This is a genomic window from Micromonospora okii (assembly GCF_020884795.1).
Lineage (GTDB): Bacteria > Actinomycetota > Actinomycetes > Mycobacteriales > Micromonosporaceae > Micromonospora > Micromonospora okii.
Genome location: NZ_BBZF01000018.1, coordinates 175,841 through 198,001 on the forward strand (window position 1 = coordinate 175,841; position 22,161 = coordinate 198,001).

Below are 22,161 nucleotides of genomic sequence, written 5' to 3' on the forward strand. Positions count from 1 at the left end.
ATGTCGACTTCCGTGCGGGTCGTGGGGTTGATGTCGGGGACGTCGTACGACGGGGTGGACGTCGCGGCGGCCGAGTTCACCCTCGACGGGGAGACCCTGCGGCTGCGCCCGCTCGGGTTCGCCGAGCTGGCGCACGACGCGGGGCTGCGGGCGGAGATCGAGGCGGTGCTGCCGCCGAACCCGACCACGATCGAGGCGGTCTGCCGGCTGGACAACCGCCTCGGCGAGGTCTTCGCCGAGGCGGCGGCGCGTGGCGTGGAGCTGGCCGGCGGCCGGGTCGACGCGGTCGTCTCGCCGGGGCAGACCGTCTACCACTGGGTCGACGGCGGCGCCGTGCGGGGAACCCTCCAGCTCGGCGCGCCGGCCCGGGTGGCGGCGCGGGTCGGCGTACCCGTGCTGTCGGACCTGCGCTCGGCGGACGTCGCGGCTGGCGGGCAGGGCGCGCCCCTGGTGCCGGCCTTCGACGCGCTGCTGCTCGGCGGCGGGGACGGGCCGCCCCGCGCGGCGCTGAACCTGGGCGGCATCGCCAACCTCACGGTGGTCGCGCCGGGCGCGCCGGTCCTCGGGTACGACGTGGGCCCGGCCAACGCCCTGCTCGACGCGGCGGCCCGGCGGCTCCTCGGCCGCCCCTGCGACCTCGACGGGGCGCGGGCGGCGGCCGGCCGGGTGCACCCGGCCCTGCTGGAGCTGCTGCTCGCCGAGCCGTACTACGCCGCGCCGCCGCCCAAGTCGACCGGCAAGGAGCTGTTCCACGCCGGGTACCTGGACGCGCGGCTGGCCGCGCTGGGCGAGCCGGTGGCCGCCGACGACGTGTTGGCCACCCTCACCGAGCTGACCGCCCGGACGGTGGCCGCCGAGTGCGACCGGCACGGGGTGACCGAGGTGGTCGCCGCCGGGGGCGGGGTGCGCAATCCCACACTCCGGGGCCGGCTGGCCGCCCTCGGCAAGGGGCGGTGGCGGCTGCGGGTCGCCGACGAGCTGGGGGTGCCGGCGCAGGCCAGGGAGGCGTACGCGTTCGCCCTGCTCGGCTGGCTCTCCTGGCACGGCCTGCCAGGTGCGATCCCGTCGGTGACCGGGGCCGAGGAGGCGGCCGTGCTCGGCTCCTGGACGCCGGCCGGGCCGTCCCGCAGCGCCCCGCCGCCCGTCCCGCCCCGGCGGCTGGTGATCACGGCCTGACCGCCCGCCGGGGGCGGCCGGGGCGCTCACGGCCCGGCTGCGGACTGTCGGAGGGCCGATAGACTCTTGGCTCATGAGTGCTGAAGAGGACACGGCCAACCACGGCCGGCTGCTGGCCACGGTGCGGGGTCCGCAGGACGTGAAGCGGATGACCACCGAGCAGTTGGACATCCTCGCCGCCGAGATCCGTGACTTCCTGATCGCCAAGGTCTCCCGCACCGGCGGGCACGTCGGCCCCAACCTGGGCGTGGTGGAGCTGACGCTGGCGATGCACCGGGTCTTCGACTCCCCCCGGGACCGGCTGCTGTTCGACACCGGCCACCAGGCGTACGTGCACAAGATCCTCACCGGCCGGCAGGACGGCTTCGACAAGCTGCGCCAGCGCGGCGGCCTCTCGGGCTACCCGAGCCAGGCCGAAAGCGAGCACGACCTGGTCGAGAACTCGCACGCCTCCACCGCCCTGTCCTACGCCGACGGCCTGGCCAAGGCGTACGCGCTGCGCGGCGAGAAGCGCGCCGTGGTGGCGGTGGTCGGCGACGGCGCGCTCACCGGCGGCATGTGCTGGGAGGCGCTGAACAACATCGCCACCGCCGGCAACCCGCTCGTCATCGTGGTCAACGACAACGGTCGGTCGTACGCGCCGACCATCGGCGGCCTCGCCGACCACCTCTCGTCGCTGCGGCTCAACCCCGGCTACGAGAAGATCCTCGACACGGTCAAGGACGCCCTCGGCTCGACCCCGCTGGTCGGCCGGCCGATGTACGAGGTGCTGCACGCGGTCAAGAAGGGCATCAAGGACGCGGTCGCCCCGCAGGCCATGTTCGAGGACCTGGGCATCAAGTACGTGGGCCCGGTCGACGGCCACGACCTGGAGGCGGTCGAGTCGGCGCTGCGGGCGGCGAAGCACTTCGGCGGCCCGGTGATCGTGCACGCGGTGACCCGCAAGGGCTACGGCTACCGCCCGGCCGAGGAGGACGAGGCGGACTGCCTGCACGGCCCCGGCGGCGCGTTCGACGTGGAGACCGGCAAGCTGGTCGCCGCCCCCTCGGTGAAGTGGACCCACGTCTTCGCCGACGAGCTGGTCTCGATCGCCGACTCCCGGCCCGACGTGGTGGGCATCACCGCCGCGATGGCCGAGCCCACCGGCATCGCCAAGCTGGCCCGCAAGCACCCGCACCGGGTCTACGACGTGGGCATCGCCGAGCAGCACGCGGCCACCTCGGCCGCCGGGCTGGCCCTCGGCGGGCTGCACCCGGTGGTGGCGGTCTACGCGACCTTCCTCAACCGGGCCTTCGACCAGGTCCTGCTCGACGTGGCGATGCACAAGCTGCCGGTGACGTTCGTGCTGGACCGGGCCGGCATCACCGGCCCGGACGGGCCGAGCCACTACGGCATCTGGGACATGTCGGTCTTCGGGGTGGTGCCGGGCCTGCGCATCGCCGCCCCCCGGGACGCCGCCACGCTGCGCGAGGAGCTGCGCGAGGCGGTCGCCGTGGACGACGGCCCGACGGTCGTGCGGTTCCCGACCGGAAGCGTCGCCGCCGACCTGCCGGCCGTGCGCCGGGTCGGGACGGTCGACGTGCTGGCCGAGTCGGCGCGCACCGACGTGCTGCTGGTCGCGGTCGGCGCGTTCGGCCACCTCGGCATGGAGGTCGCCGCCCGGGTCGCCGAGCAGGGCTACGGGGTGACCGTGGTCGACCCGCGCTGGGTGCGGCCCGTCCCGGCCGAGCTGGTCGAGCTGGCCGCCGGTCACCGCCTCGTCGTCACCGTCGAGGACGGCGTGCGCGTCGGCGGCGTCGGCGACGCCCTCGCCCAGGCGATGCGGGACGCCGACGTCCGGGTGCCGCTGCGCGACCTGGGCGTGCCGGCGGACTGGCACCCGCACGGCACCCGCGCGCAGATCCTCGCCGACCTGGGGCTCACCGCCCAGGACGTGGCCCGGGACGTCACCGGGTGGATCTCCCGCCTCGACGCGCAGCCGGTCGAGCCGGTGCGCCTGCCGCACTGAAAGAAGGGGCCCCTTCTCGACGCCTGACGTCGAGAAGGGGCCCCTTCTCACCGGCCGTTCGTCGGCGGATGCGCCGCACGCCCGCCCGCCAGCGGGCCCGCGTCAGCGACCGCCGACCGAGCGGTAGTAGGTCTTCTCGGCCCCGGCCAGGCTGAACGTCGCCTTGCCCGCCGGCTGCGGCACCACCACCAGGCCGGGCCGGTCGACCAGCCGGGGGGTGCCCGGCGGCACCGACAGCGAGGTGTACCGGTTGGCCCGCCAGCTCAGCAGCACCAGCGGCTGCCCGGGCACCGGCAACGTGTACGCCTGCAACGTGCTGGCCCGGTCGGCGGGGGAGACCACCGGGTCGCCGTCGGCCGGCCGGTAGACGATCGCCGTCATGGTGCCCGTGCCGGTCTCCCAGCTCAACTGCTCCAGGTCGGCCGGGTCGCCCCCGCCCAGCGCCACCTCGCCGAGCGCGCGCACGCTCACCTTCCCCAGCGGCCAGGACTCCGGCACGGAGCGCGGCGCGTCCCGGTCGCCGATGCGGCGGGGGATGCTGCCGAACGGGCCCCGCTCGTCGGCGAGCACGCAGGTGTCCAGGCCGTCCAGCGCCCGCCGGCCCGAGCCGGTCTCGTCGCGCACCAGGGGGTAGCGGGGGTCGGCGGTGGCCGTACCCAGGTCGAGCAGGCGGTCGGCGGCCCGGCCGCGCGGCAGCGACCGGGTGGCGCGCAGCGTCGCGGTCAGCGGCACGGCCCCGCAGGCGGGGGCCTTCACCGGCTCGGTCAGCCCGTCCCGGGACGGCACGGCCCGGCCGCCGGGGCCGAGCAGCCGCTCGACCCGCTCAGACAGCAGGTAGCGCCGCCCGCCGCCGGTCTGCACGGGCAGCACGTCGGAGTAGACGAGGTAGCCGGGGTCGGTGTACTCGCTGGCCCGGTCGACCACCCACCGGTCGCCGTCGCGGGTCAGTTGCAGCAGCCAGGACGCGCTCTCGCCGGGCACGTCGGCGGCGACCAGGGCCAGCGGCGCGCCGTCGGCCTCACCGGACCAGAGCAGCCCGGACGAGGGCAGGTGCGCCCGGTCGTCGACCGGCGACCGCCAGCCCCGTACCGCCTCGGTGATCGCCGCCGTCGCGGCGGCGTCGCCGGCCAGGGCGCCCCGCGCGGGCCACACCCGCAGCGTGCCGTCGAGGGTGTCGTAGCCGACGGGCAGGTCGTCGGGCTTCCGGTCGGCCACCGGCCCACAGGCCGTCGCCGTCAACAGCAGGCTGAGCAGTGCGGTGGCCGTCATGCCGCGCCGGCGGGCTGAAGCCACCTGTACGCCCCCGATCGCGTCGCCCGGTCGTGTTCGCGCCCCACATGGTACGAGACGCCCCGGTGGCGCGGACGGGCACCTCGTGCCGCTCCGCGACCGGCCACAATGGAGTCGTCGGCGGTTTCGGGAGCCCTCGCCCGCTCCGGTAGACTCCGCCGACTGTGACCCCTGCCGAGCCCCGTGGAGACCTCCGTCCGGTGCCCGACGCTCCCGCCGACGCAGCCCCCGCCGGGGCGCTGGCGACGGCCCGGCCGACCCCGGTCGACGCGACCGCCGCACCGGCCCCGGCCGACGCGACCGCCGAGCCGACGCCGGCCGACGCGGGGACCGAGGCGACCGGGCCGACCGCGAAGCCGACTGACGCGACCGCCGGGGCGGGCGGCGGTGGCCGGCGGCGGTGGACGACCCGGCGGCGCGACCTCGCCGTGTACGGCCTGTTCCTGCTCGCCGCGCTCTGGGTGACCAGCCAGATCTGGCTCGACCCGTCCGGCCGGGTCGCCTCGCTCTACAGCAGCGACCCCGCCCAGGTGCAGTTCTTCCTCGCCCACTCGGTGCGGGTGGTGCTGCACGGCGAGTTCCCCTTCTACACCGAGCAGTTCAACTACCCGGACGGGGTCAACCTGATGGCCAACACGGCCATCCTGGCGCTCGGCATCCCGATGGTGCCGGTGACCCTGCTCTTCGGCCCGGCCGTCACCTTCGTGGTGCTGGTCACCTGCGGCCTGGCCGGCACCGCCGCCGCCTGGTACCGGGTGCTCTCCCGGCACGTCGTGCGCAACCCGGTCGCCGCCGCCGTCGGCGGCTGGTTCTGCGGCTTCTCCCCGGCGATGCTCTCGCACGCCAACTGGCACCCGAACATCATCAGCCAGTTCCTGCTGCCGTTCATCGTCTGGCGGGTGCTGGTGATCACCCGCTCCCGGCGGCCGGTCCGCGACGGCGCGCTGCTGGCCCTGCTGGTCGTCGTGCAGGCGTTCATCAACGAGGAGATCCTGCTCTTCACCGCGATGGCCCTCGGGGTGTTCCTGATCGCCGTGCTGGTGCAGCGCCCGAGCCTGTGGGCGGCGGCGTGGAAGCCGCTCGGCATCGCCGTCGCGGTCTGCGCCGTGCTGGCCGGCGCGCTGCTGGCGTATCCGCTGTACGTGCAGTTCGCCGGCCCGATGGCGTACCACGGGCTCAGCGACGCGGTCCGCGACTACGGCAACGACATCGCCGCCTTCTTCGCCCCCGGCTCGCCCACCCTGGGCGGCAACGAGCGGGCCAACGTCAACCTCGCCCCGAACTACTCCGAGGAGAACGCCTTCTTCGGCTGGAGCCTCGCGCTGATCACCGTGGGCATCGTGCTCTGGCTGCGCCGCGAGCCGGTGGTCCGGGCGCTCGCGGCGACCGGGGCGTTCTTCGCGGTGCTCTCCCTCGGGGAGCGGGTCTCCTGGTGGGACCGGGAGCTGTTCACCGGCCCGTGGGAGCTGCTGGTGAAGCTGCCGCTGCTCGACGCGGTGGTGCCCACCCGGTTCGGCATGATCACCTCGGTGGTGATCGGCGTGCTGCTGGCCCTCGCCGTCGAGCGGGTCTGGTCGCTGCGCCCGGCCGAGGCCCGCACCGTGCGTACCCTCGGGGTCGGCGCGCTGGTGCTGGCGCTGCTGCCGATCGTGCCGATGCCGCTGAAGGTCACCTCCCGCCCGCCCGTGCCGCAGTTCATCACCGCCGACCGGTGGCGCGAGTACGTCGGGGCGGACCAGACCCTCGTGCCGATCCCGGTGCCGAGCATGGGCAACACCCACGGGATGCGCTGGGCCGCCTCCACCAACCTCGACTTCAAGATCCCCGGTGGCTACTTCCTCGCCCCGCGCAACGGCAACACCGGCGACCCGGGGCGCTTCGGCGGGCGGCCCAGCGGCATCGGCGAGCTGCTGGAGGAGGTGTCCAGCACCGGCCGCACCCCGAAGCTCGACGACCGGCAGCGCCGCCGGGCGCTGGACGAGCTGCGGCACTGGCGGGCCGCCGTCCTGGTGCTCCCGCTGCGCCAGCACAACGCCGAGCCGCTGCGCCGTACCGTCGAGGACCTGGTCGGGCCCGCGCGCCGCGAGCTGGACGTGTGGGTCTGGGACGTCCGGACGCTGACCGACCCCTCGGCCTGATGGCCGAGCCGGCCGCGCCCGCCGCCCGCGAGCCCGCCCCGCCGCCCCGCCCGGAGGCGGCGGCCGACGGCCGGGCGGGGCGCCGCCGCTGGCGGGTACGGGGCGTCGACGCCGCCGTGGTCGCCGGCTACCTCGGGCTGGCGGTGCTGCTCACCGGCGGGCAGTGGGGCCGGCCGGAGCGGCTGTTCCACCAGGACAACGACCAGATGCTCTTCGAGTGGATGCTGGCCCACGCCGCCCGGGTCGTCACCGGCGCGGAACACCCCCTGCACAGCACCGCCCTCAACGCCCCCGACGGGGTGAACCTGATGGCCAACACCTCGGTGCTCGGCCTGGGCGTGCCGCTGGCCCCGGTGACGCTGCTGCTCGGCACGCAGCCGGCGTTTCTGGTCGCGGTGGTCGCGTGCCTCGCCGGCACCGCCACCGCCTGGTACGCCCTGCTGGCCCGCCGGCTGGTCCGCTCCCGGGTCGCCGCCGCCGTCGGCGGGCTGGTCTGCGGCTTCGCGCCCGGCATGGTCGCCCAGGCCGGGGCACACCTGCACATGGCCGCCCAGTTCCTGGTGCCGCCGATCCTGGCACTGGTGTTCCGCCCCGGCGTCGACCGGGTCCGCCGGCACGGGGTGGCGCTCGGGCTGCTGGTGGCCTACCAGGTCTTCCTCGGCGAGGAGGTGCTGGTCTTCGTGGCGCTCGCCGCCGGGGTGCTGGCCGTGGCGTACGCCCTCGCCGACCGGGGCGCGGCCCGCCGGCTCGCGCCCGCGTTCCTGGGCCGGATCGGGGTGGGCGCGCTCGTGGCGGCGCCCCTGCTGGCGTACCCGCTGTGGTTCCAGTTCCTCGGGCGGCAGCACTACTCGGGGATGCCCTTCCACGCGCGGAGCTTCCAGCTCGACGCGGCCTCGTTCACCGCCTCGGCCCGGCAGACCGTCCTCGGCGACGACCACCTGCCCGGGCTGCTCGCCCCGAATCCGACGGAGGAGAACTCGTTCTTCGGGCCGGGGCTGCTGGTGCTCGCCGTGGTGATCGTGGTGTGGCTGTGGCGCCGGCCGCTGGTGCGGGCGCTGGCCGTGGTCGGCACGGTCGCCGCGCTGCTCTCCCTCGGCACCACGATCCGGGTGGACGGCGCGTCGACCGGGCTGCCCGGGCCGTACCGGCTGCTCGCCGGGGTGCCCCTGCTCGACCTGGTGGTGCCGGCCCGGTTCGCGCTGATCTGCGTACCGGTGCTCGGGGTGCTGGTCGCGCTCTCCCTGGACCGGGTCCGGCAGCCTGCCCTCTCTTCGGGCGGTGGCCGACCGGCGGGTGGGGACCGGCCGGTGGTGCCGGTGCGGCTGCTCTGGGGCGGCGCGGTGGCCGCCGCGCTGCTCCCGCTCACCCCCACGCCGATCCGCACCGTGCCCACCTGGCCGGTGCCCGCGTTCGTGGCCGGCGGGGGCTGGCGGGCGTACGTGCCGCCCGGCCGGACGCTGGTGCCGGTGCCGCCGGTGACCGGCGCCGGGGCGAGCCCGGCGACGTTCTGGTCGGCCCGCACCGGCGTGGCGTTCACCGCGCCCGGCGGCTACTTCATCGGCCCCCGCGCGGCGGGCGACCCGAGCGCCCGCTGGGGCGCCCCGGACCGCCCGACCGCCGCCCTGCTGCGCCGGGTGGCGCTGACCGGCGAGGTGCCCGCGCTGGGCGACGGCGACCGGCGGCAGGCGGTGGTGGACCTGCGGCACTGGCGGGCGGCCGTGCTCGTCCAGGGCGGCCTGCACCGGGGTGACCCGGTGCGCCGCACCGTCGACCAGCTCGTCGGCCCGGGACGGGAGATCGGCGGCGCGTGGGTGTGGGACGTCCGCCCTCTGGTGGGCTGACTTCCGCCCCGGTCCCCGCCCTACCTTGGGCGGGAGGCGTTGAGCAGGTTGCCGTGAGTGTTGCGTAGGTTGCCGTAAGTCCGGTCGGCTACCGATGCCCGGAGGCGCACGCCCGGCCGGGCACCCGGCCTCGCCGGCGCCACCACCACCGACACGGCCTGCTCAGCAGGACCCGAACCCCTGCCGCTGAACGCTCGCCCCGGCAGCGGTGAACCGGCCCCGGTGCGCCGGCTTTCCGCTTCGTCGCCCTGCCACTGCACCCTCTCGCCGCCCTTTGCTCTGCATCCAAATAGGCAACAGTCACGATCGGTGATCCTGCTGGGGGCCGGTGCGCCAATCATCGTCCCTGATCATGCCCCTGTTGCGTGGGCGGGTGCAGAGCAAAGGGCGGCAGCCGGGGGCGGTGGTGGGGCCGTGTCGCTTACGTGCCGTGACCGTTGGCGTGTCTTGCCGGGCACGGGTGGCTGACCGTGGTGGCCCGTAGCGGCATTGATCGACTCCGTGTCGCCGACCCGGGGCGGTCCAGGAGCGGCGGAAGGCGCAATGTCGCCGACATGGAGCGCCTCAAGCGTTAACCGGGGGCCCTTCCTCACACCTTCCAGAGCCAGACGTCGTCGACGCGCTGCGCCGGGCCGAGCAGGGCCGTCATCAGGTCGCGCAGGACCGCCTCGCGCGGGTGCGCGCCGAGCACGACCACGGACGCCTTCCAGTGGCGCAGGTCCTCCGCCGCCTGGCGGCGGTGCTCCTCGGTCAGCGGCGGCACGACGCCCGAGTCCATCGTGGCGTAGATCAGCGTGCTGGTCGGCCGGTTCGGCGCGCCGAAGACGCCCTCGCCGTCGGCGTTGGGCCCGATGAAGTAGCCGCCGGGGACGGGGAACGCGTGCTGGGTCAGCGCGCTCCAGCGCAGGGTGGACAGGCCGTGCACGTTGCTGGGGATCGGCACCGGCACCAGGGTCCGGCCCGCCGGCACGTACGGCCGCCAGCCGCCCGAGGTGATGAAGCGCGGCGGTGGGTCGACCGGCTGGGCCGGCAGCGGGCGGGGGACGAGCGGGAGCACGGCCAGCGCGAGGGCCGCGTACCCGACCGGGCGCAGCCAGCGCCGGGACCGGGCCGGGACGGCGGTGGCCGTGGCCGTGGCCGGCGCGGCGTCCGCCGGGTCGGCGGCGGCGTCCGCCGGGGCCCCGTCGGCGGGCGGGCGGGGGGCCGGCACGCGCGGCCCGCCGGCCGGGGCGGTGCGGGCCAGCGCGTCCCAGGCCAGGGCCAGCAGCACGCCGAGGGCGGCGGCCACCACCAGGGAGAGCCGGGTGGGCATCATCATCTCGACCAGCGGCAGGTCGTCGGGGATGTACGCCCACGGCCCGTCGATCGTGGTCTCTTCGCCGTCGAAGCGCACCACCGGGCCGATCGAGGCGACGGTGAAGACCACCACCAGGACCGCGACGATCCGGGCGGCCAGCGACCGGCGCACCAGCAGCGCCAGGGCGACCAGCGCCACCAGCACCAGGGGCCAGCCGAACCAGGTGTTCTGTTCGGTCAGGCCGATGGTCTTCTCCACCGCCTCGTCCCCGGCGAGGGTGTCCCGGGCGAACGTGACGAACGCCACCAGGTCCTCGCCCCAGTTGTGGAACACCCCGCCCTGCAGGCCCCGGTAGGACTGCGGGCCGTTGAACTGGAACCAGATCGGATACGCCGTGAGCAGCAGGGCCAGCGCGCCGCCGAGGCCCAGCGCGCCCAGGAAGCCGCCGGCCCGCGCTCGCGCCGCCCGGGGCCGCTGCGCCACGTAGGCCAGCACGATCACCAGGCAGGCCAGCGCCGTGAGCAGCAGCATCTCCTCGTTGATGAAGATCTGGTACGCCACCAGCAGGCCGAGCACCAGCCCGTCGCGCCGCCAGCTCCGCCCCGGCGCGCCCAGCAGCAGCACCCGGGCCACGATCACCGGCAGCAGGAAGTTGGAGACGAAGTTCGGCTGCCCGTTGGCGTGGTGCACGATGCCGGGCGCGAAGCCGAGGAACGCGCCGCCGACGAACGCCGCCGCGCGCGAGCGCACCAGGTGCCGCGACAGCATCCAGTACGCGGTGCCGGCCGTCGCCGCGAGCGCCCCGCCCAGGTAGAGGGAGTACGTCACCTGCGGGCCGAGCAGCCAGGTCACCGGGGCCAGGGGCAGGGTGACCCCGAGCAGAGACGTGTTCGCCATCATGTTGACCCCGTCCGGGGCGTTCTGGCGCAGGGAGAACAGCGGGTTCTCCAGGTTGCGCACCGAGTACGCGCCGTGCGAGAAGAGCCACTCGAACCAACTGTGGTCGGTCGGCAGGTGCGACGACACGCGGTGGTGGATGTCGGCCCAGTAGTTGAGGCACACGAGGACGCCGAGGAGCACGTACGCTCCGATGGCCAGCAGATCGGCGCGGCTCGGCCGCCGGCGGCGTGCGGTGGCTGTGCCCGTCCCGTCGGGTCCGGTCGGCGCGGCCTGCGCCGAGGCGGGTGCGGAATTCGAGTTCAGCGAGGGGTCTACCACCGGAACGGCCACGACGCGCCATCGTACAGACGTCGCCGCGTGGCGCGGGCCGGCCGGTGCGGCCCGGCCGTCTTCGGGGGAGGAGCGTCGGTGACCGTCATCGACCTCGGCGAGCTGCGGAGCGACGCCGAGCGGGATCCCCCGCCGCCGCCCCGGGCCGTAGGTCGGCCGCTGCGGGTGGCGCTGGCCGGGGCCGCCGCCCTGCTCGCCCTGGCCGGCTCCGCGCCGGTAGCGTCGCCCGCCTCGGCGCTCGTCACCGGCCCACCCGGCACCGAGGCCGTCGCCGCCGGCGGCCGGGTCTACGTGGCAGGACCGGTGTCGTCGGGCGAAGGTGGGACGCGCGAGGTGACCGCCCACGCGCCCCCGGCCCGGGCGGGCGGCGCTCTGCGACCGCTGTGGCGTGCCTCGGTGCAGATCGGTGCGGGCCCGTTGCAGGTGTGGGAGCACGTCGGGCTCGTGCTGGTCACCGGCGGGGACGACAGGCTGCTCGCGACGGTCGCCCTGGACGCGGCGACCGGCCGTCAACGGTGGCGGCTGCCCGGTGCCTCGGCCCCGACCGTCGGCGGAGGGCTGCTGCTCTTCGGCTACGGGACGGTCGATCCGCTGCGCGGGGTGGACGCGGCATCGGGGCGGCCTCGCTGGTCGGTGGCGGCCCACTGGAGCTGGACGGTCCGCCAACGGGGTGTGGAGATCGACCGGATCGTGCTGCTCGGCAGGTCGGGACGGATTGAGGTGCGGGAGGCGGCGTCCGGGGCGGTTCTCGCCGCCCGCGACACTGGTAGGTCGCCGGGAGTCCAGACGGCCCGCGTCGCCGGGGGCCTGCTGCTGTTGGCGACCGGCGGCGAGACCGGCCTCGATCGGGTCACCGCCTACGGGCTGGACGCGCTGGACCGGCGCTGGGAGCTCGACCTGCCCCGGACCGGGGACCTGCCGGATTGCGGCGACCTGCTCTGCGTCGCCACCCCGGAGGCCGGGCTGGCGGTGTTCGACCCGGCGACGCGCCGGCCCAGGTGGACGAACCCGCGCTGGACCGGGGTCGTCGCGGCCCGGGGCGGCCGGCTCCTCGTGGCCGACATCGAGGACGTGACGTCGTCGGCGGCGTCGGAGGTCGCCGTGCTGGACGCCGCCACCGGGCGGACGGTCGCCGCGCTGGGAAGCTGGCGTCCGGTGGACCAGTGGGACCCGGACGGGCCGCTGTTCGGCACCCGGCCCACCCGGGAGGGCGGGCTGATCGTCGCCGAGCTGGACCCGGCGCGGGCGACGGCCCGGTGGCTCGACGTGCTGCCCGACGTGACGGGGAGGTGCCGCGCCGTCGACCGGGACCTGCTCTGCCCCGTCCGGAACGGAGCGCAGGGCTGGTGGCGGCTGCCCCGGTGAGGCCGCTGGCGGCTGCTGTGGTGCGCCCGGGCCCGGCGCGCCCGACCGGTCACCAGTTGGGCTGGGCGGGCGGCGGGGGCAGCGGCACGTCGGGCGGGCGGATCACGTAGGCGATCCCGCCGCTGCCGGACTGCCAGGCCGCCTCCAGGCGGTGCCGGTCCACGGTGCGGCGCACGCCGGAGTCGTCGGGGGCGTACGGGTCGTTGAGCACCGGGTCGCCGTCGGCGGTGAACCCGACCAGCACCATCAGGTGCCCCCGGGTGTCGTAGTCCAGCCCCGGCACGTCGCCGGCGCGGAACGCGGCGGAGATCACCAGCGGCACCCCGGCGGCCACGAACTCCCCGGCCTCGGCCAGTGACCGCAGCCGGGTGACGAACGCGTCCACCCCGTGCCCGGCGGCGTACGCGGTGTTGAAGGCCCAGTTCCCGGCCCCGCCGTAGGCCGGGTCGAAGCAGTGCCGGGCGGCGTGCGTCACCACCGGCCGGGGGCCGGTGGGCACGACCCAGGCGTACCGGTCGGGGGTCGGGCCGACGCCCCAGTGGTCCAGCACCATGGAGACGCTGGTCGGGCTGCACCAGGAGTCCCCGCCGCCGCCCCAGCGCCGCTCGGCCCCGCCGTGCAGCCGCTGCGAGTACCGGGGCACGTCCAGCACCCGGCCCCACCCGGTCCGGTCGCCCTCGGCGGCCCGGTGCGCGTCGACCGGCAGGACCGGACGGGGGCCGGAGGCGACCGCGCCGAGGCCGCGCAGGACGGGGGTGGCGGCACTGCCGCCCGGCCGCAGCAGGGTCACCCGGGCCTGCCAGCCGGTGACCGTCGCGCCGCTGACGACCAGGGTGTCCGCGTCGACGCGGGCGTCGGCGTCGGCCTGGCCGGGCAGGGAGGTGCGGCCGAAGGGCTCGTCGTCGGCGGCCCAGCGGGCCAGCGCGTACCAGCCGGTGGCCGGGGCGCCGTCGTGCCAGCCGCGTAGCTCGACGATGATGCCGCAGCCGTCGGGGGTCTCCGCGGCCCAGGAGGGGACGATCTCGGCGACGGCGAACCCGGTGGCCACCGGCGGAGAGGTCCAGGTCGCCGCGTCGTACCGGCGGGTGTCGTCGGCCGGGTGGGCGAGGGTGCCGGTCGGGGCGGCGAGAACCGCGCCGCCGTCGCCCGCGCGCACCCCGTCGCAGGCCCCGGCGGGCAGGTCGGCGGGGAGGCGGAAGCGCCGCTGGGCGACGTCGCGCCGGGACACGCGTGCCGGTCCGGTCATCGCCACTCCCTCCGCCGCAGATCAGCGCCGGGAAGCATCCCGTACCTGAAGATTTTTTGCAACGCCCCGGCGGTGACGCGGCCGGGGCGACGCCGGTTTGGTGGCCGGCACTAGGTTGTCGGAAGGTCAGCCGGCGGGGAGGTCGGGATGCGGGTACTGGTGGTCGAGGACGAGCGCAACCTCGCCGACGCGATCGCGCGCGGGCTGCGCAAGCGCGGCATGGCCGTGGACGTGGCCTACGACGGCGACAGCGGCCACGAGATGGCCTTCGTCACCCGGTACGACGTGGTGGTGCTGGACCGGGACCTGCCCGGGATGCACGGCGACCAGATCTGCGCCGAGCTGGCCGCCTCCGGCACCCTGACCCGGGTGCTCATGCTCACCGCCAGCGGCACGGTCGCCGACCGCGTCGAGGGGTTGCAGCTCGGCGCGGACGACTACCTGCCCAAGCCGTTCGCCTTCGACGAACTGGTCGCCCGGTTGCAGGCGCTCGGCCGACGGGCCACCCCGCCCGCGCCGCCGGTGCTCGCCGTCGCCGACCTGGTGCTCGACCCGGCCCGCCGGGTGGTGACCCGGGGCGGCGTGCCGGTGGACCTGACGAACAAGGAGTTCGGCGTGCTGGCCGAGCTGCTCAAGGCGCGCGGGGCCGTGGTCTCCAGCGAGGAGCTGCTGGAGCGCGTCTGGGACGCCAACACCGACCCGTTCACCACCATCGTCCGGGTGACCGTGATGACCCTGCGGAGGAAGCTGGGCGACCCGCCGCTGATCGAGACGGTGGTCGGGGCCGGCTACCGCACGGCGGAGGGGGCGGCGTGAGCGGCGGGACCGGGCGGGGCGTGCTGCCACGGCTGCGGCCCACCCTGCGTTTGCGGCCCACCCTGCGGCTGCGGCTGACCCTGCTCAACGGGGTGCTGCTGGTCGGCGCCGGGGCGATCCTGGTGCTGCTGGCCTGGCTGCTGGTCCGCGACGCGCTGCGCCCCACCGACGAGCTGCTCCCCGGCACCACCGTGCTGCTGGCCGACGGCCGCTCCCTGGACGCCGCGCAGTGGCAGCAGCAGCTCGTCGACGCGACCTCCCAGGAGCTGCTGGTCAAGGGGCTGCTGGCGCTGCTGGCGATCGGCCTGGTCGGGGTGGGCGGCGCGTACGCCGTGGCGGGTCGGGCGCTGCGCCCGCTGCACCAGGTCACCGCGACCGCCCAGCGCCTCGGCGAGGCCACCCTCGACCAGCGGATCGGCTGGTCCGGCGCGGACGACGAGGTGGCCGAGCTGGCCAAGACGTTCGACGCGATGCTGGACCGGATCGCCGCCGCGTTCGAGGCGCAGAAGCGCTTCGTGGCCAACGCGTCGCACGAGCTGCGCACCCCGCTCGCGGTGATGCGTACCGAGATCGACGTGACGCTCAGCGACGACGAGGCCGACGCCGCCGAGTACCGGCGGATGGCCACCGTGGTCCGGGACGCCTCCGAGCGGGCCAACGGGCTGGTCGACGCGCTGCTGGTGCTGGCCCGCAGCGAGGCGCAGGCCGGCCGCTCCCTGGGCCGGCGCACCCGGTGCGACCTCGCCACCGGCACCACCAACGCGCTGTCGGCGATGCGCCGGGAGGTGGAGCGGATCGGGCTGCGGGTGCAGACCTCGCTGAAGCCCGCGCCGGTGGTCGGCGACCCCGGCCTGCTGGACCGGCTGGCCGGCAACCTCGTCGAGAACGCCGTGCGCTACAACCACCTGCACGGCCGGATGGTGGTGCGCACCGGGACGGACGGGCGTACCTCCTGGCTGGTGGTGACCAACACCGGGTTCGAGGTCAGCCAGGCCGACGTGCCGGGGCTGTTCGAGCCGTTCCGCCGGGGCGGGCAGGAACGCACCGGGGCCCGGGGCTCCGGGCTGGGGCTTTCCATCGTCCGGGCGGTCTGCGACGCGCACGGCGGCACCGTGCGCGTGGTCGCGCAGCCCGGCGGCGGCCTGGAGGTCACCGTGACCCTGCCCGCCGCCGACGCCACGCCGGCGGCGACCGGCCCGGCCGCCCACGTCGGCCGCACCGCCGCCGGCCGCTGACCACCGCCGATTTCCGCTGACCACCGCCGGTCTCCGCCGACCACCACCGATGGTCGACCGCCGCCGCGCCGGCCGGCGACGCGGGCGGGACCTTCGGCCACTGGACTCCACGGCGGCGGTGGGCCACAGTGTGGTGGCGCCACGCCCCCCGAGGCGCGCCCCGGGCCGGCCGCGCGCGAGCCGTCCGGTGGCGAGAACCCCTTCCGTACGTGCTCCGGGAGTTGCCCGTGCCCCACCACCCGGCCCTGCCCCGCCGTGCCGTGGCCGCGCTCGCCGCGGTCGGCCTGACCGCCGCCGGCCTCGCCGTCGGCGGCGCGGCGTCCGCCGCCCCCGACCACGCCACGGTGGTCTCCGCCGTGCCGTCCAACGCCTCGCCGGACATCGTGGACGGCACCGTCTTCGCCATCCACGACGCCGGCACGAAGATCATCGCGGCGGGTTCGTTCACCAAGGTCCAGAACCGCAACTCCGACGTGGACATCAGCCGCAACTACGTGCTCGCCTTCGACAAGGCCACCGGCGAGGTCGACACCGCGTTCGCGCCCGTCGTCGACAACGAGGTGAGCGCCGTCGCGGCTGGCCCCACCGCCGGCACCGTCTACCTGGCCGGCAAGTTCAACACGGTCAACGGGGTCACCCGGCGCAAGGTGGCCCTGGTCGACGTCGCCACCGGGGCCACGGTCACCAGCTTCGCCGGCCCGGCGTTCAACGGCCTGGTCAACGACGTCGCCCTGGCCGGCAACCGGCTGCTCGTCGGCGGCATCTTCACCACCGCCGGCAACGCCAACCCGCGCGGCGGCCTCGCCTCGCTCAACGCCACCACCGGGGCGCTCGACGGCTACCTCACCACCACCCTGACGGAGAACCACAACTACGACGGGGTGAGCGGGGCCAAGGCCGGCGTCGGCCCGGAGAAGCTCGCGCTCTCCCCGGACGGCGCCACCCTCGTCGTCGTCGGCAACTTCAAGAAGGCCGACGGGGTGCTGCACGACCAGATCGTGAAGCTGGACCTCGGCCCCACGGCGGCGACCGTCGCCGACTGGAACACCAGCCGGTACACCCCGCGCTGCACGTTCAAGTCGTTCGACTCGTACATGCGCGACGTGGCCATGTCCCCGGACGGCAGCTACTTCGTGGTGGTCACCACCGGCGGGAAGTACGGCGGGACGCTCTGCGACTCCGCCGCCCGCTGGGAGACCGCCGCCACCGGCGACGGGCAGGAGCCCACCTGGGTCGACCACTCCGGCGGCGACACGTTCCTGTCGGTGGCGGTCAGCGAGCAGGCCGTCTACGTCGGCGGGCACCTGCGCTGGCTCAACAACAGCCTGGGCGCCGACAACGCGGGCGCCGGGGCCGTCGGCCGGGCCAGCGTCGCCGCACTCGACCCGCGCAACGGCCTGCCGCTGTCCTGGAACCCGGGCCGGCACCCGCGCGGCTACGGCGTCGCGGAGCTGCTGGTCACCCCGGAGGGCCTCTGGCTGGGCTCGGACCATTCCTGGATCGGCAACTTCCGGTACCGCCGGGAGCGGATCGCGTTCTTCCCGCTGACCGGCGGCAGCGCGCCGCACCCGACCACCACCGCCGGCCTCCCCGGCACCGTCCACCAGCTCGGGGTGCCCGCGCCGACGAACGTGCTGTACCGGGTCAACGCGGGCGGCCCGGCCGTCGCGGCGACCGCCGGCGGGCCGGACTGGAGCGCCGACGACGCCGCCAACCCCAGCCCGTACCACAACGGCGGCAGCAGCGCGTCGGGCTTCGCCGCCGGGGCCACCCTGGACTCCACCGTGCCGGCCGGCACCCCGGCCGCCCTCTTCGACGACGAGCGGTACGACCCCAACGGCGCGCCCGAGATGCAGTGGGACTTCCCGGTGCCCGCCGGCACCGAGGTGGAGGTCCGGCTCCACCTCGCCAACCGGTACGCCGGCACGGCGCTTCCCGGGAGCCGGGTCTTCGACGTGGCCCTGGACGGCACGCTCGTCCTCGACGACCTGGACCTGGCGGTGAACCCGGGGCACAACGTCGCCACCACGCGGTCGTTCACCGTGGTCAGCGACGGCAACGTCGACATCGACTTCGGCCACGTGCGGGAGAACCCCATCGTCAGCGCCATCGAGATCGTCAAGACCGGGCCGCCGCCCGCCGGCACCGGCGACGAGGCGCAGTCCCGCTCGTACGACGGGGCGGGCGCGGTCGGCGCGCCGACCCCGCTGGCCAACCCGGACGGCACCGCCTGGTCGACGGCCAGGGGCGCGTTCTGGGTCGGCGGCACCCTCTTCTACGGGATGAACGGGGCGCTGCACCGGCGCTCCTTCGACGGCACCACCCTCGGCGCGCCGAGCCTGGTCGACCCGTACCACGACGCGTACTGGGACACGGTGGAGACCGACTCGGGGCCGGAGGGCCAGACGTACGTCGGCGTGACCAGCAACTTCTACCCGGAGATCGCCAACGTCACCGGAATGCTGTACACCGCCGGCCGGCTCTACTACACCCTGGCCGGCCAGAACGGGCTGTACTGGCGCTGGTTCACCCCGGACAGCGGCGCGGTCGGCGCGGAGAAGTTCACCGTCGCGGGCGTGACCGGCTTCGCCGACACCGGGTCGGTCTTCCTGGCCGGCGGCACCCTGTACCGGGTCAGCCGCTCGACCGGCGCGCTCGCCTCGACCGCGTGGGCCGGCGGCGCGCCCACCGGCGCGTTCACCACCGTCAGCGGCCCCGCCGTGGACGGGGTGGACTGGCGCGCCAAGGCCGTCTTCGTCGGCCCGTAACCCCGCGCCACGACGGCGTTCCGGCCCGGTCCCGCGTCCGCGCGGGGCCGGGCCGCCCCCTTTCCGGTACGCGTCGAAAAGGCGTTGCCGGTGCCGCCGGGGCCTGGCACGATCACCGGCGTCAGCCCGAGGCCCGGAGGGAGGTGCGGTTGATGTCCACGACCAGTCCCGCGCCCCGCTCCACCCGCCGCTGACCTCTGCCGATCGCGCGGGGCGCTCCACTCCACGACGGAGGAACGACCGTGAGCGCACGGATCAGGAACATCAGCGTCGACTGCCACGACACCTATGCCCTCGCCGGCTTCTGGGCGGAGGTGTTCGGCACGCAGCGGCAGCCCGACGACCTCCCCGGCGACCCGGAGGCGATGGTGCTCACCGCCGAGGGGGAGACCGTGCTGTTCCTCCGGGTGCCGGAGGGCAAGGCGGTGAAGAACCGCCTGCACCTGTGCCTGGAGCCGGCCGACCGGGGCCGCGACGCCGAGGTCGAGCGGCTGCTCGCGCTCGGCGCGACCCAGGTCGACGACCGGCGCCGGCCGGACGGCACCGGCTGGGTGGTGCTCGCCGACCCGGAGGGCAACGAGTTCTGCGTGCTGCGCAGCGCCGCCGAGCGGGCCGCGACGGCGTAGCGCCGCACACCGGCCGGGCCCCCGTCACCGGCACCGGCGCGGGGGCCCGGCCGGGCCGCTCCGACGGGACGGGCCCCCTCCGCCACCGGCGGAGGGGGCCCGTCTCACGCGTGGCTCAGGAGCGCTGCTCGATCTGGCCGCGCATGGTGACGAACTCGGCCTTCGCCTGGGCGGCCGTCTTGAAGTACATGACGATCATGCCGACGCTGCCCTTGTCGGCCCAGAGGCAGACGCCCAGCTTCATGCCCTCGCTCTTGCCGTCGCCGCAGCGCGCCTCGCCGCCCAGCGGGCCCGCGTCGACCGTGGCGACGTTGCTCAGCGGCATCTCCTTGCCGAGCTCGCTGATCGCGTCGTCCAGCTCCTTCGTCGGGTCGGCCAGCAGGCCCGACGCCGCCGCGATCATCACCAGGTCCTGCTTCTGCAGGTCGCCGTAGAAGCCCCCGGCGGTGCTGGTCTCGTTCTGCACCGTGGACTTCATCTGGGCGATCATCGTGTCCACCGCCGCCTGGAGCTGCGGCTCGGTGACCTTCGGCCGACCGGCGAGGGTGGCCGGGGCGGTCACCCGGGTCTTGGTGGCCTCGACCGCGTCGGTCACGTCGTCCTTGACGGCGAACCAGGCGATCGCCCCGCCGCCGCAGCAGAGCACCAGCACCACGGCCAGGACGATCAGCACGATCTTGCCGGCCTTGGACTTCTTCGGCGCCGGCGGTGGCGCGGCCACCGGGTCGCCGTACGGCGCGCCGACCGGCGGGTAGCCGCCCTGCTGCTCGCCGTACGGCTGCTGCGGGACGGGCTGCTCGCCGTACGGCTGCTGCGGCTGGTTCGGGTAGGGGTTGCCCGGCTGGGACATGTTCAGTCAGCTCCAGGTTGTCGATCAGGAGCGGTGATCGTAGCCAGGTGGTCCGACATCCGCCGACCCGCCCACCTGCCCGTACGACGAACGCGGTGGTCGGAGCGCCCTTTCAGGACGCCCGGCCACCGCGTTCGGGTGAGCGGGGGTGGGTCAGCCGGGCAGGCTGGCCGCGCCGCGCGGCAGGAACCGCCGGCCGGTGACTCGCTCGCTGGTGCCCGTCCGGTCCAGGTACGGCGTGATGCCGCCCAGGTGGAACGGCCAGCCCGCGCCGAGGAGCATGCACAGGTCGATGTCCTGCGCCTCGGCGACGACGCCCTCGTCCAGCATGAGCCGGATCTCCTGCGCCAGCGCGTCGAGCGCGTTCTGCCGCACCTGCTCGGCGGTGAGCGGCGCGTCGCCGGTCACCAGCAGCTTCGCGACCTCGGCGTTGATCTCGTCGTCGACCACGATGGGCTGCCCCGAATCGGCGATCCGCTTCAGGTTCTCGCTGACCACGAACCGGTCCGGGAACGCCGCGTGCAGGGTGCCGCCCACGTGGTACGCCACGGCCGGGCCGACGAGCTGGAGCAGGGCCAGCGGGCGCATCGGCAGGCCCAGCGGGTCCAGCGCGGAGTTCGCCACGTCCAGCGGGGTGCCCGCGTCCACGGCGGCGAAGACGGTGCCGAGGAAGCGGGTCAGCAGCCGGTTGACCACGAACGCCGGGGCGTCGGACACCAGCACGCTCGACTTCTTGAGCTGCTTGCCGACGGCGAACGCGGTCGCCAGGGTGGCGTCGTCGGTCCGCTCGCCCCGGACGATCTCCAGCAGCGGCAGCACGGCGACCGGGTTGAAGAAGTGGAAGCCCACCACCCGCTCCGGGTGCTCCAGGTCGGCGGCCATCTCGGTGATCGACAGCGACGAGGTGTTGGTGGCCAGCACCGCCTCCGGGGAGACGATCTTCTCCAGCTCGGCCCAGACCTGCTTCTTGACGCCGAGGTCCTCGAAGACGGCCTCGATGACGAAGTCGGCGTCGGCAAAGGCGGCGGCCTTGTCGACCGAGCCGCTGACCAGCCCGTACAGCTTGGCGGCCGTGCCCTTGTCCATCCGGCCCTTGGTGACGGCCTTCTCGATCTGGGTGTGCACGTAGCCCACGCCCTTGTCGACCCGGGCCTGGTCCAGGTCGGTCAGGACGACCGGCACCTGGAGGCGGCGGGCGAACAGCAGCGCGAGCTGGCTGGCCATCAGGCCGGCGCCGACGATGCCGACCTTGGTGACCGTGCGGGCCAGGCCCTTGTCCGGCGCGCCGGCCGGGCGCTTGGCCCGTCGCTGCACCAGGTCGAACGCGTACAGGCCGCTGCGCAGCTCCTCGGAGAAGACCAGGTCCGCGAGGGCCTCGTCCTCGGCGGCGGTGCCGGCGGCGAAGTCGGCGTCCTTCGCCGTCTCCAGCAGGTCCAGCGCCCGGTACGCGGACGGGACCGCGCCGTGCAGCCGCTGGTCCAGGGTCTGCCGGGCGAAGTAGAGCACGCCCGCCCACATGTCCCTGTCGACCTCGGGCCGGGTGACGGTGATCTCGCCCCGGACCACGCCGGCGGCCCACTGAAGGGACCGCTCCAGGAAGTCCGCCGGCTCCAGCAGCACGTCGGCGATGCCCATTTCCGCCGCCTGCTTCGGCTTGAGCATCCGGTTCTGCATCAGCGGGTTCTGGAGGATCACCTGGGTCGCGGCCGGAATGCCGATCAGGTTCGGCAGGAGCTGCGTGCCGCCCCAGCCGGGGACCAGGCCGAGGGAGACCTCGGGCAGCGCGAGCGCCGCTGCGCCGCCGGAGAGCGTCCGGTAGTGGCAGTGCAGCGCCAGCTCCAGGCCGCCGCCCATCGCCGCGCCGTTGACGAACGCGAACGTCGGGACCGTGCTGTCCTTGAGCCGGGCGAAGACCCGGTGGCCGAGGCGGCCGATCTCCAGGGCCTGCTCCCGGTCGGCGAGGTGCGGCAGGCTGGTGAGGTCCGCCCCCACGCAGAAGACGTACGGCTTGCCGGTGACCGCGACGAACGCCGGGTTCGCCGCGAGGGCGGCGGTGATCGCCTCGTCGAGGCTGGTCAGGCCGCCGGGGCCGAAGGTGTTCGGCTTGGTGTGGTCGAAGCCGTTGTCGAGGGTGATCAGGGCGGCGGGCCGGTCCAGCCCCGGCACGTTCACCTGGCGCAACAGCGCCCTGGTGACCACCTCGTTCGGTGCGGTGAGCGCGCTCACTGGGCTTCCTCCGTTCGCGACTGCGGGACTCGCAGGCCCGGCTCGTTCC

The 22,161-nt window shown here is 75.2% G+C and carries 14 protein-coding genes; 9 read left to right on the forward strand and 5 right to left on the reverse strand.

Features of this window, described 5'->3' with window-relative positions; translation table 11 throughout:
• Nucleotides 1-1,176 carry an anhydro-N-acetylmuramic acid kinase gene (locus LPU43_RS16115; RefSeq protein WP_229401250.1) on the forward strand — a complete coding sequence of 392 codons (1,176 nt, stop codon included), beginning with the start codon at nucleotides 1-3 and terminating at the stop codon, nucleotides 1,174-1,176.
• A gap of 73 nt (nucleotides 1,177-1,249) precedes the next feature.
• The gene (gene dxs / locus LPU43_RS16120) at nucleotides 1,250-3,184 is read left to right on the forward strand and encodes a 1-deoxy-D-xylulose-5-phosphate synthase (RefSeq protein WP_229401251.1); all 1,935 of its coding nucleotides are present in this window, start codon (nucleotides 1,250-1,252) and stop codon (nucleotides 3,182-3,184) included.
• A 102-nt stretch (nucleotides 3,185-3,286) separates the two neighbouring features.
• On the opposite strand, the gene LPU43_RS16125 is transcribed toward dxs, so the two are convergent.
• Nucleotides 3,287-4,477, reverse strand: coding sequence for a hypothetical protein (locus LPU43_RS16125; protein WP_229401252.1), 1,191 nt, complete (start codon nucleotides 4,475-4,477; stop codon nucleotides 3,287-3,289).
• Between the two features lie 197 nt (nucleotides 4,478-4,674).
• Here LPU43_RS16125 and LPU43_RS16130 point away from each other — a divergent pair, with 197 nt between their 5' ends.
• The gene (locus tag LPU43_RS16130) at nucleotides 4,675-6,612 is read left to right on the forward strand and encodes a DUF6311 domain-containing protein (RefSeq protein ID WP_229401253.1); all 1,938 of its coding nucleotides are present in this window, start codon (nucleotides 4,675-4,677) and stop codon (nucleotides 6,610-6,612) included.
• A complete protein-coding gene (locus LPU43_RS16135) occupies nucleotides 6,612-8,453 on the forward strand; it encodes a DUF6311 domain-containing protein (protein ID WP_229401254.1) in 1,842 nt (613 codons plus the stop codon). Before LPU43_RS16130 ends, LPU43_RS16135 begins: the two co-directional genes overlap by 1 nt.
• 589 nt (nucleotides 8,454-9,042) lie before the next feature.
• On the opposite strand, the gene LPU43_RS16140 is transcribed toward LPU43_RS16135, so the two are convergent.
• On the reverse strand, nucleotides 9,043-10,851 hold the full coding sequence (locus LPU43_RS16140) for a DUF6311 domain-containing protein (protein ID WP_373321731.1): 1,809 nt from the start codon (nucleotides 10,849-10,851) through the stop codon (nucleotides 9,043-9,045).
• A 207-nt stretch (nucleotides 10,852-11,058) separates the two neighbouring features.
• On the opposite strand from LPU43_RS16140, the gene LPU43_RS16145 reads away from it, so the two are divergent.
• Nucleotides 11,059-12,345 carry an outer membrane protein assembly factor BamB family protein gene (locus LPU43_RS16145; RefSeq protein ID WP_229401255.1) on the forward strand — a complete coding sequence of 429 codons (1,287 nt, stop codon included), beginning with the start codon at nucleotides 11,059-11,061 and terminating at the stop codon, nucleotides 12,343-12,345.
• Nucleotides 12,346-12,394: 49 nt separating this feature from the next.
• Here LPU43_RS16145 and LPU43_RS16150 read toward each other — a convergent pair whose 3' ends face one another.
• A complete protein-coding gene (locus LPU43_RS16150; protein ID WP_229401256.1) occupies nucleotides 12,395-13,591 on the reverse strand; it encodes a C39 family peptidase in 1,197 nt (398 codons plus the stop codon).
• A 147-nt stretch (nucleotides 13,592-13,738) separates the two neighbouring features.
• Here LPU43_RS16150 and LPU43_RS16155 point away from each other — a divergent pair, with 147 nt between their 5' ends.
• The 4 genes from LPU43_RS16155 (at nucleotide 13,739) to LPU43_RS16170 (ending at nucleotide 19,036) form a co-directional block, all read left to right on the forward strand.
• A complete protein-coding gene (locus LPU43_RS16155; RefSeq protein ID WP_229401257.1) occupies nucleotides 13,739-14,407 on the forward strand; it encodes a response regulator transcription factor in 669 nt (222 codons plus the stop codon).
• A 32-nt stretch (nucleotides 14,408-14,439) separates the two neighbouring features.
• Complete coding sequence (locus tag LPU43_RS16160) at nucleotides 14,440-15,642, forward strand: sensor histidine kinase (protein WP_229401403.1); 1,203 nt, start codon at nucleotides 14,440-14,442, stop codon at nucleotides 15,640-15,642.
• A gap of 227 nt (nucleotides 15,643-15,869) precedes the next feature.
• Entirely contained in the window at nucleotides 15,870-18,410 is a 2,541-nt protein-coding gene (locus LPU43_RS16165) for a malectin domain-containing carbohydrate-binding protein (RefSeq protein WP_229401258.1), read from the forward strand.
• A gap of 242 nt (nucleotides 18,411-18,652) precedes the next feature.
• Nucleotides 18,653-19,036, forward strand: a complete 384-nt coding sequence (locus tag LPU43_RS16170) for a VOC family protein (protein ID WP_229401259.1) — start codon at nucleotides 18,653-18,655, stop codon at nucleotides 19,034-19,036.
• Nucleotides 19,037-19,151: 115 nt separating this feature from the next.
• Here the strand turns inward: LPU43_RS16170 and LPU43_RS16175 are convergent, their stop codons facing one another.
• Both LPU43_RS16175 and LPU43_RS16180 read right to left on the reverse strand, forming a co-directional pair.
• Nucleotides 19,152-19,886 carry a YppG family protein gene (locus LPU43_RS16175; protein ID WP_229401260.1) on the reverse strand — a complete coding sequence of 245 codons (735 nt, stop codon included), beginning with the start codon at nucleotides 19,884-19,886 and terminating at the stop codon, nucleotides 19,152-19,154.
• 153 nt (nucleotides 19,887-20,039) lie between these two features.
• Nucleotides 20,040-22,112: a 3-hydroxyacyl-CoA dehydrogenase NAD-binding domain-containing protein gene (locus LPU43_RS16180; RefSeq protein WP_229401261.1), complete on the reverse strand. Its 2,073-nt coding sequence runs from the start codon at nucleotides 22,110-22,112 to the stop codon at nucleotides 20,040-20,042.
• Nucleotides 22,113-22,161 lie beyond the last annotated feature (49 nt).

Bases quoted from the DNA above. Each gene is read 5' to 3' on its own strand.
- LPU43_RS16115 (WP_229401250.1), top strand. From the start codon at position 1: ATGTCGACTTCCGTGCGGGTCGTGGGGTTGATGTCGGGGACGTCGTAC.
- dxs (WP_229401251.1), top strand. From the start codon at position 1,250: ATGAGTGCTGAAGAGGACACGGCCAACCACGGCCGGCTGCTGGCCACG.
- LPU43_RS16135 (WP_229401254.1), top strand. From the start codon at position 6,612: ATGGCCGAGCCGGCCGCGCCCGCCGCCCGCGAGCCCGCCCCGCCGCCC.
- LPU43_RS16150 (WP_229401256.1), bottom strand. From the start codon at position 13,591: ATGACCGGACCGGCACGCGTGTCCCGGCGCGACGTCGCCCAGCGGCGC.
- LPU43_RS16155 (WP_229401257.1), top strand. From the start codon at position 13,739: ATGCGGGTACTGGTGGTCGAGGACGAGCGCAACCTCGCCGACGCGATC.
- LPU43_RS16175 (WP_229401260.1), bottom strand. From the start codon at position 19,886: ATGTCCCAGCCGGGCAACCCCTACCCGAACCAGCCGCAGCAGCCGTAC.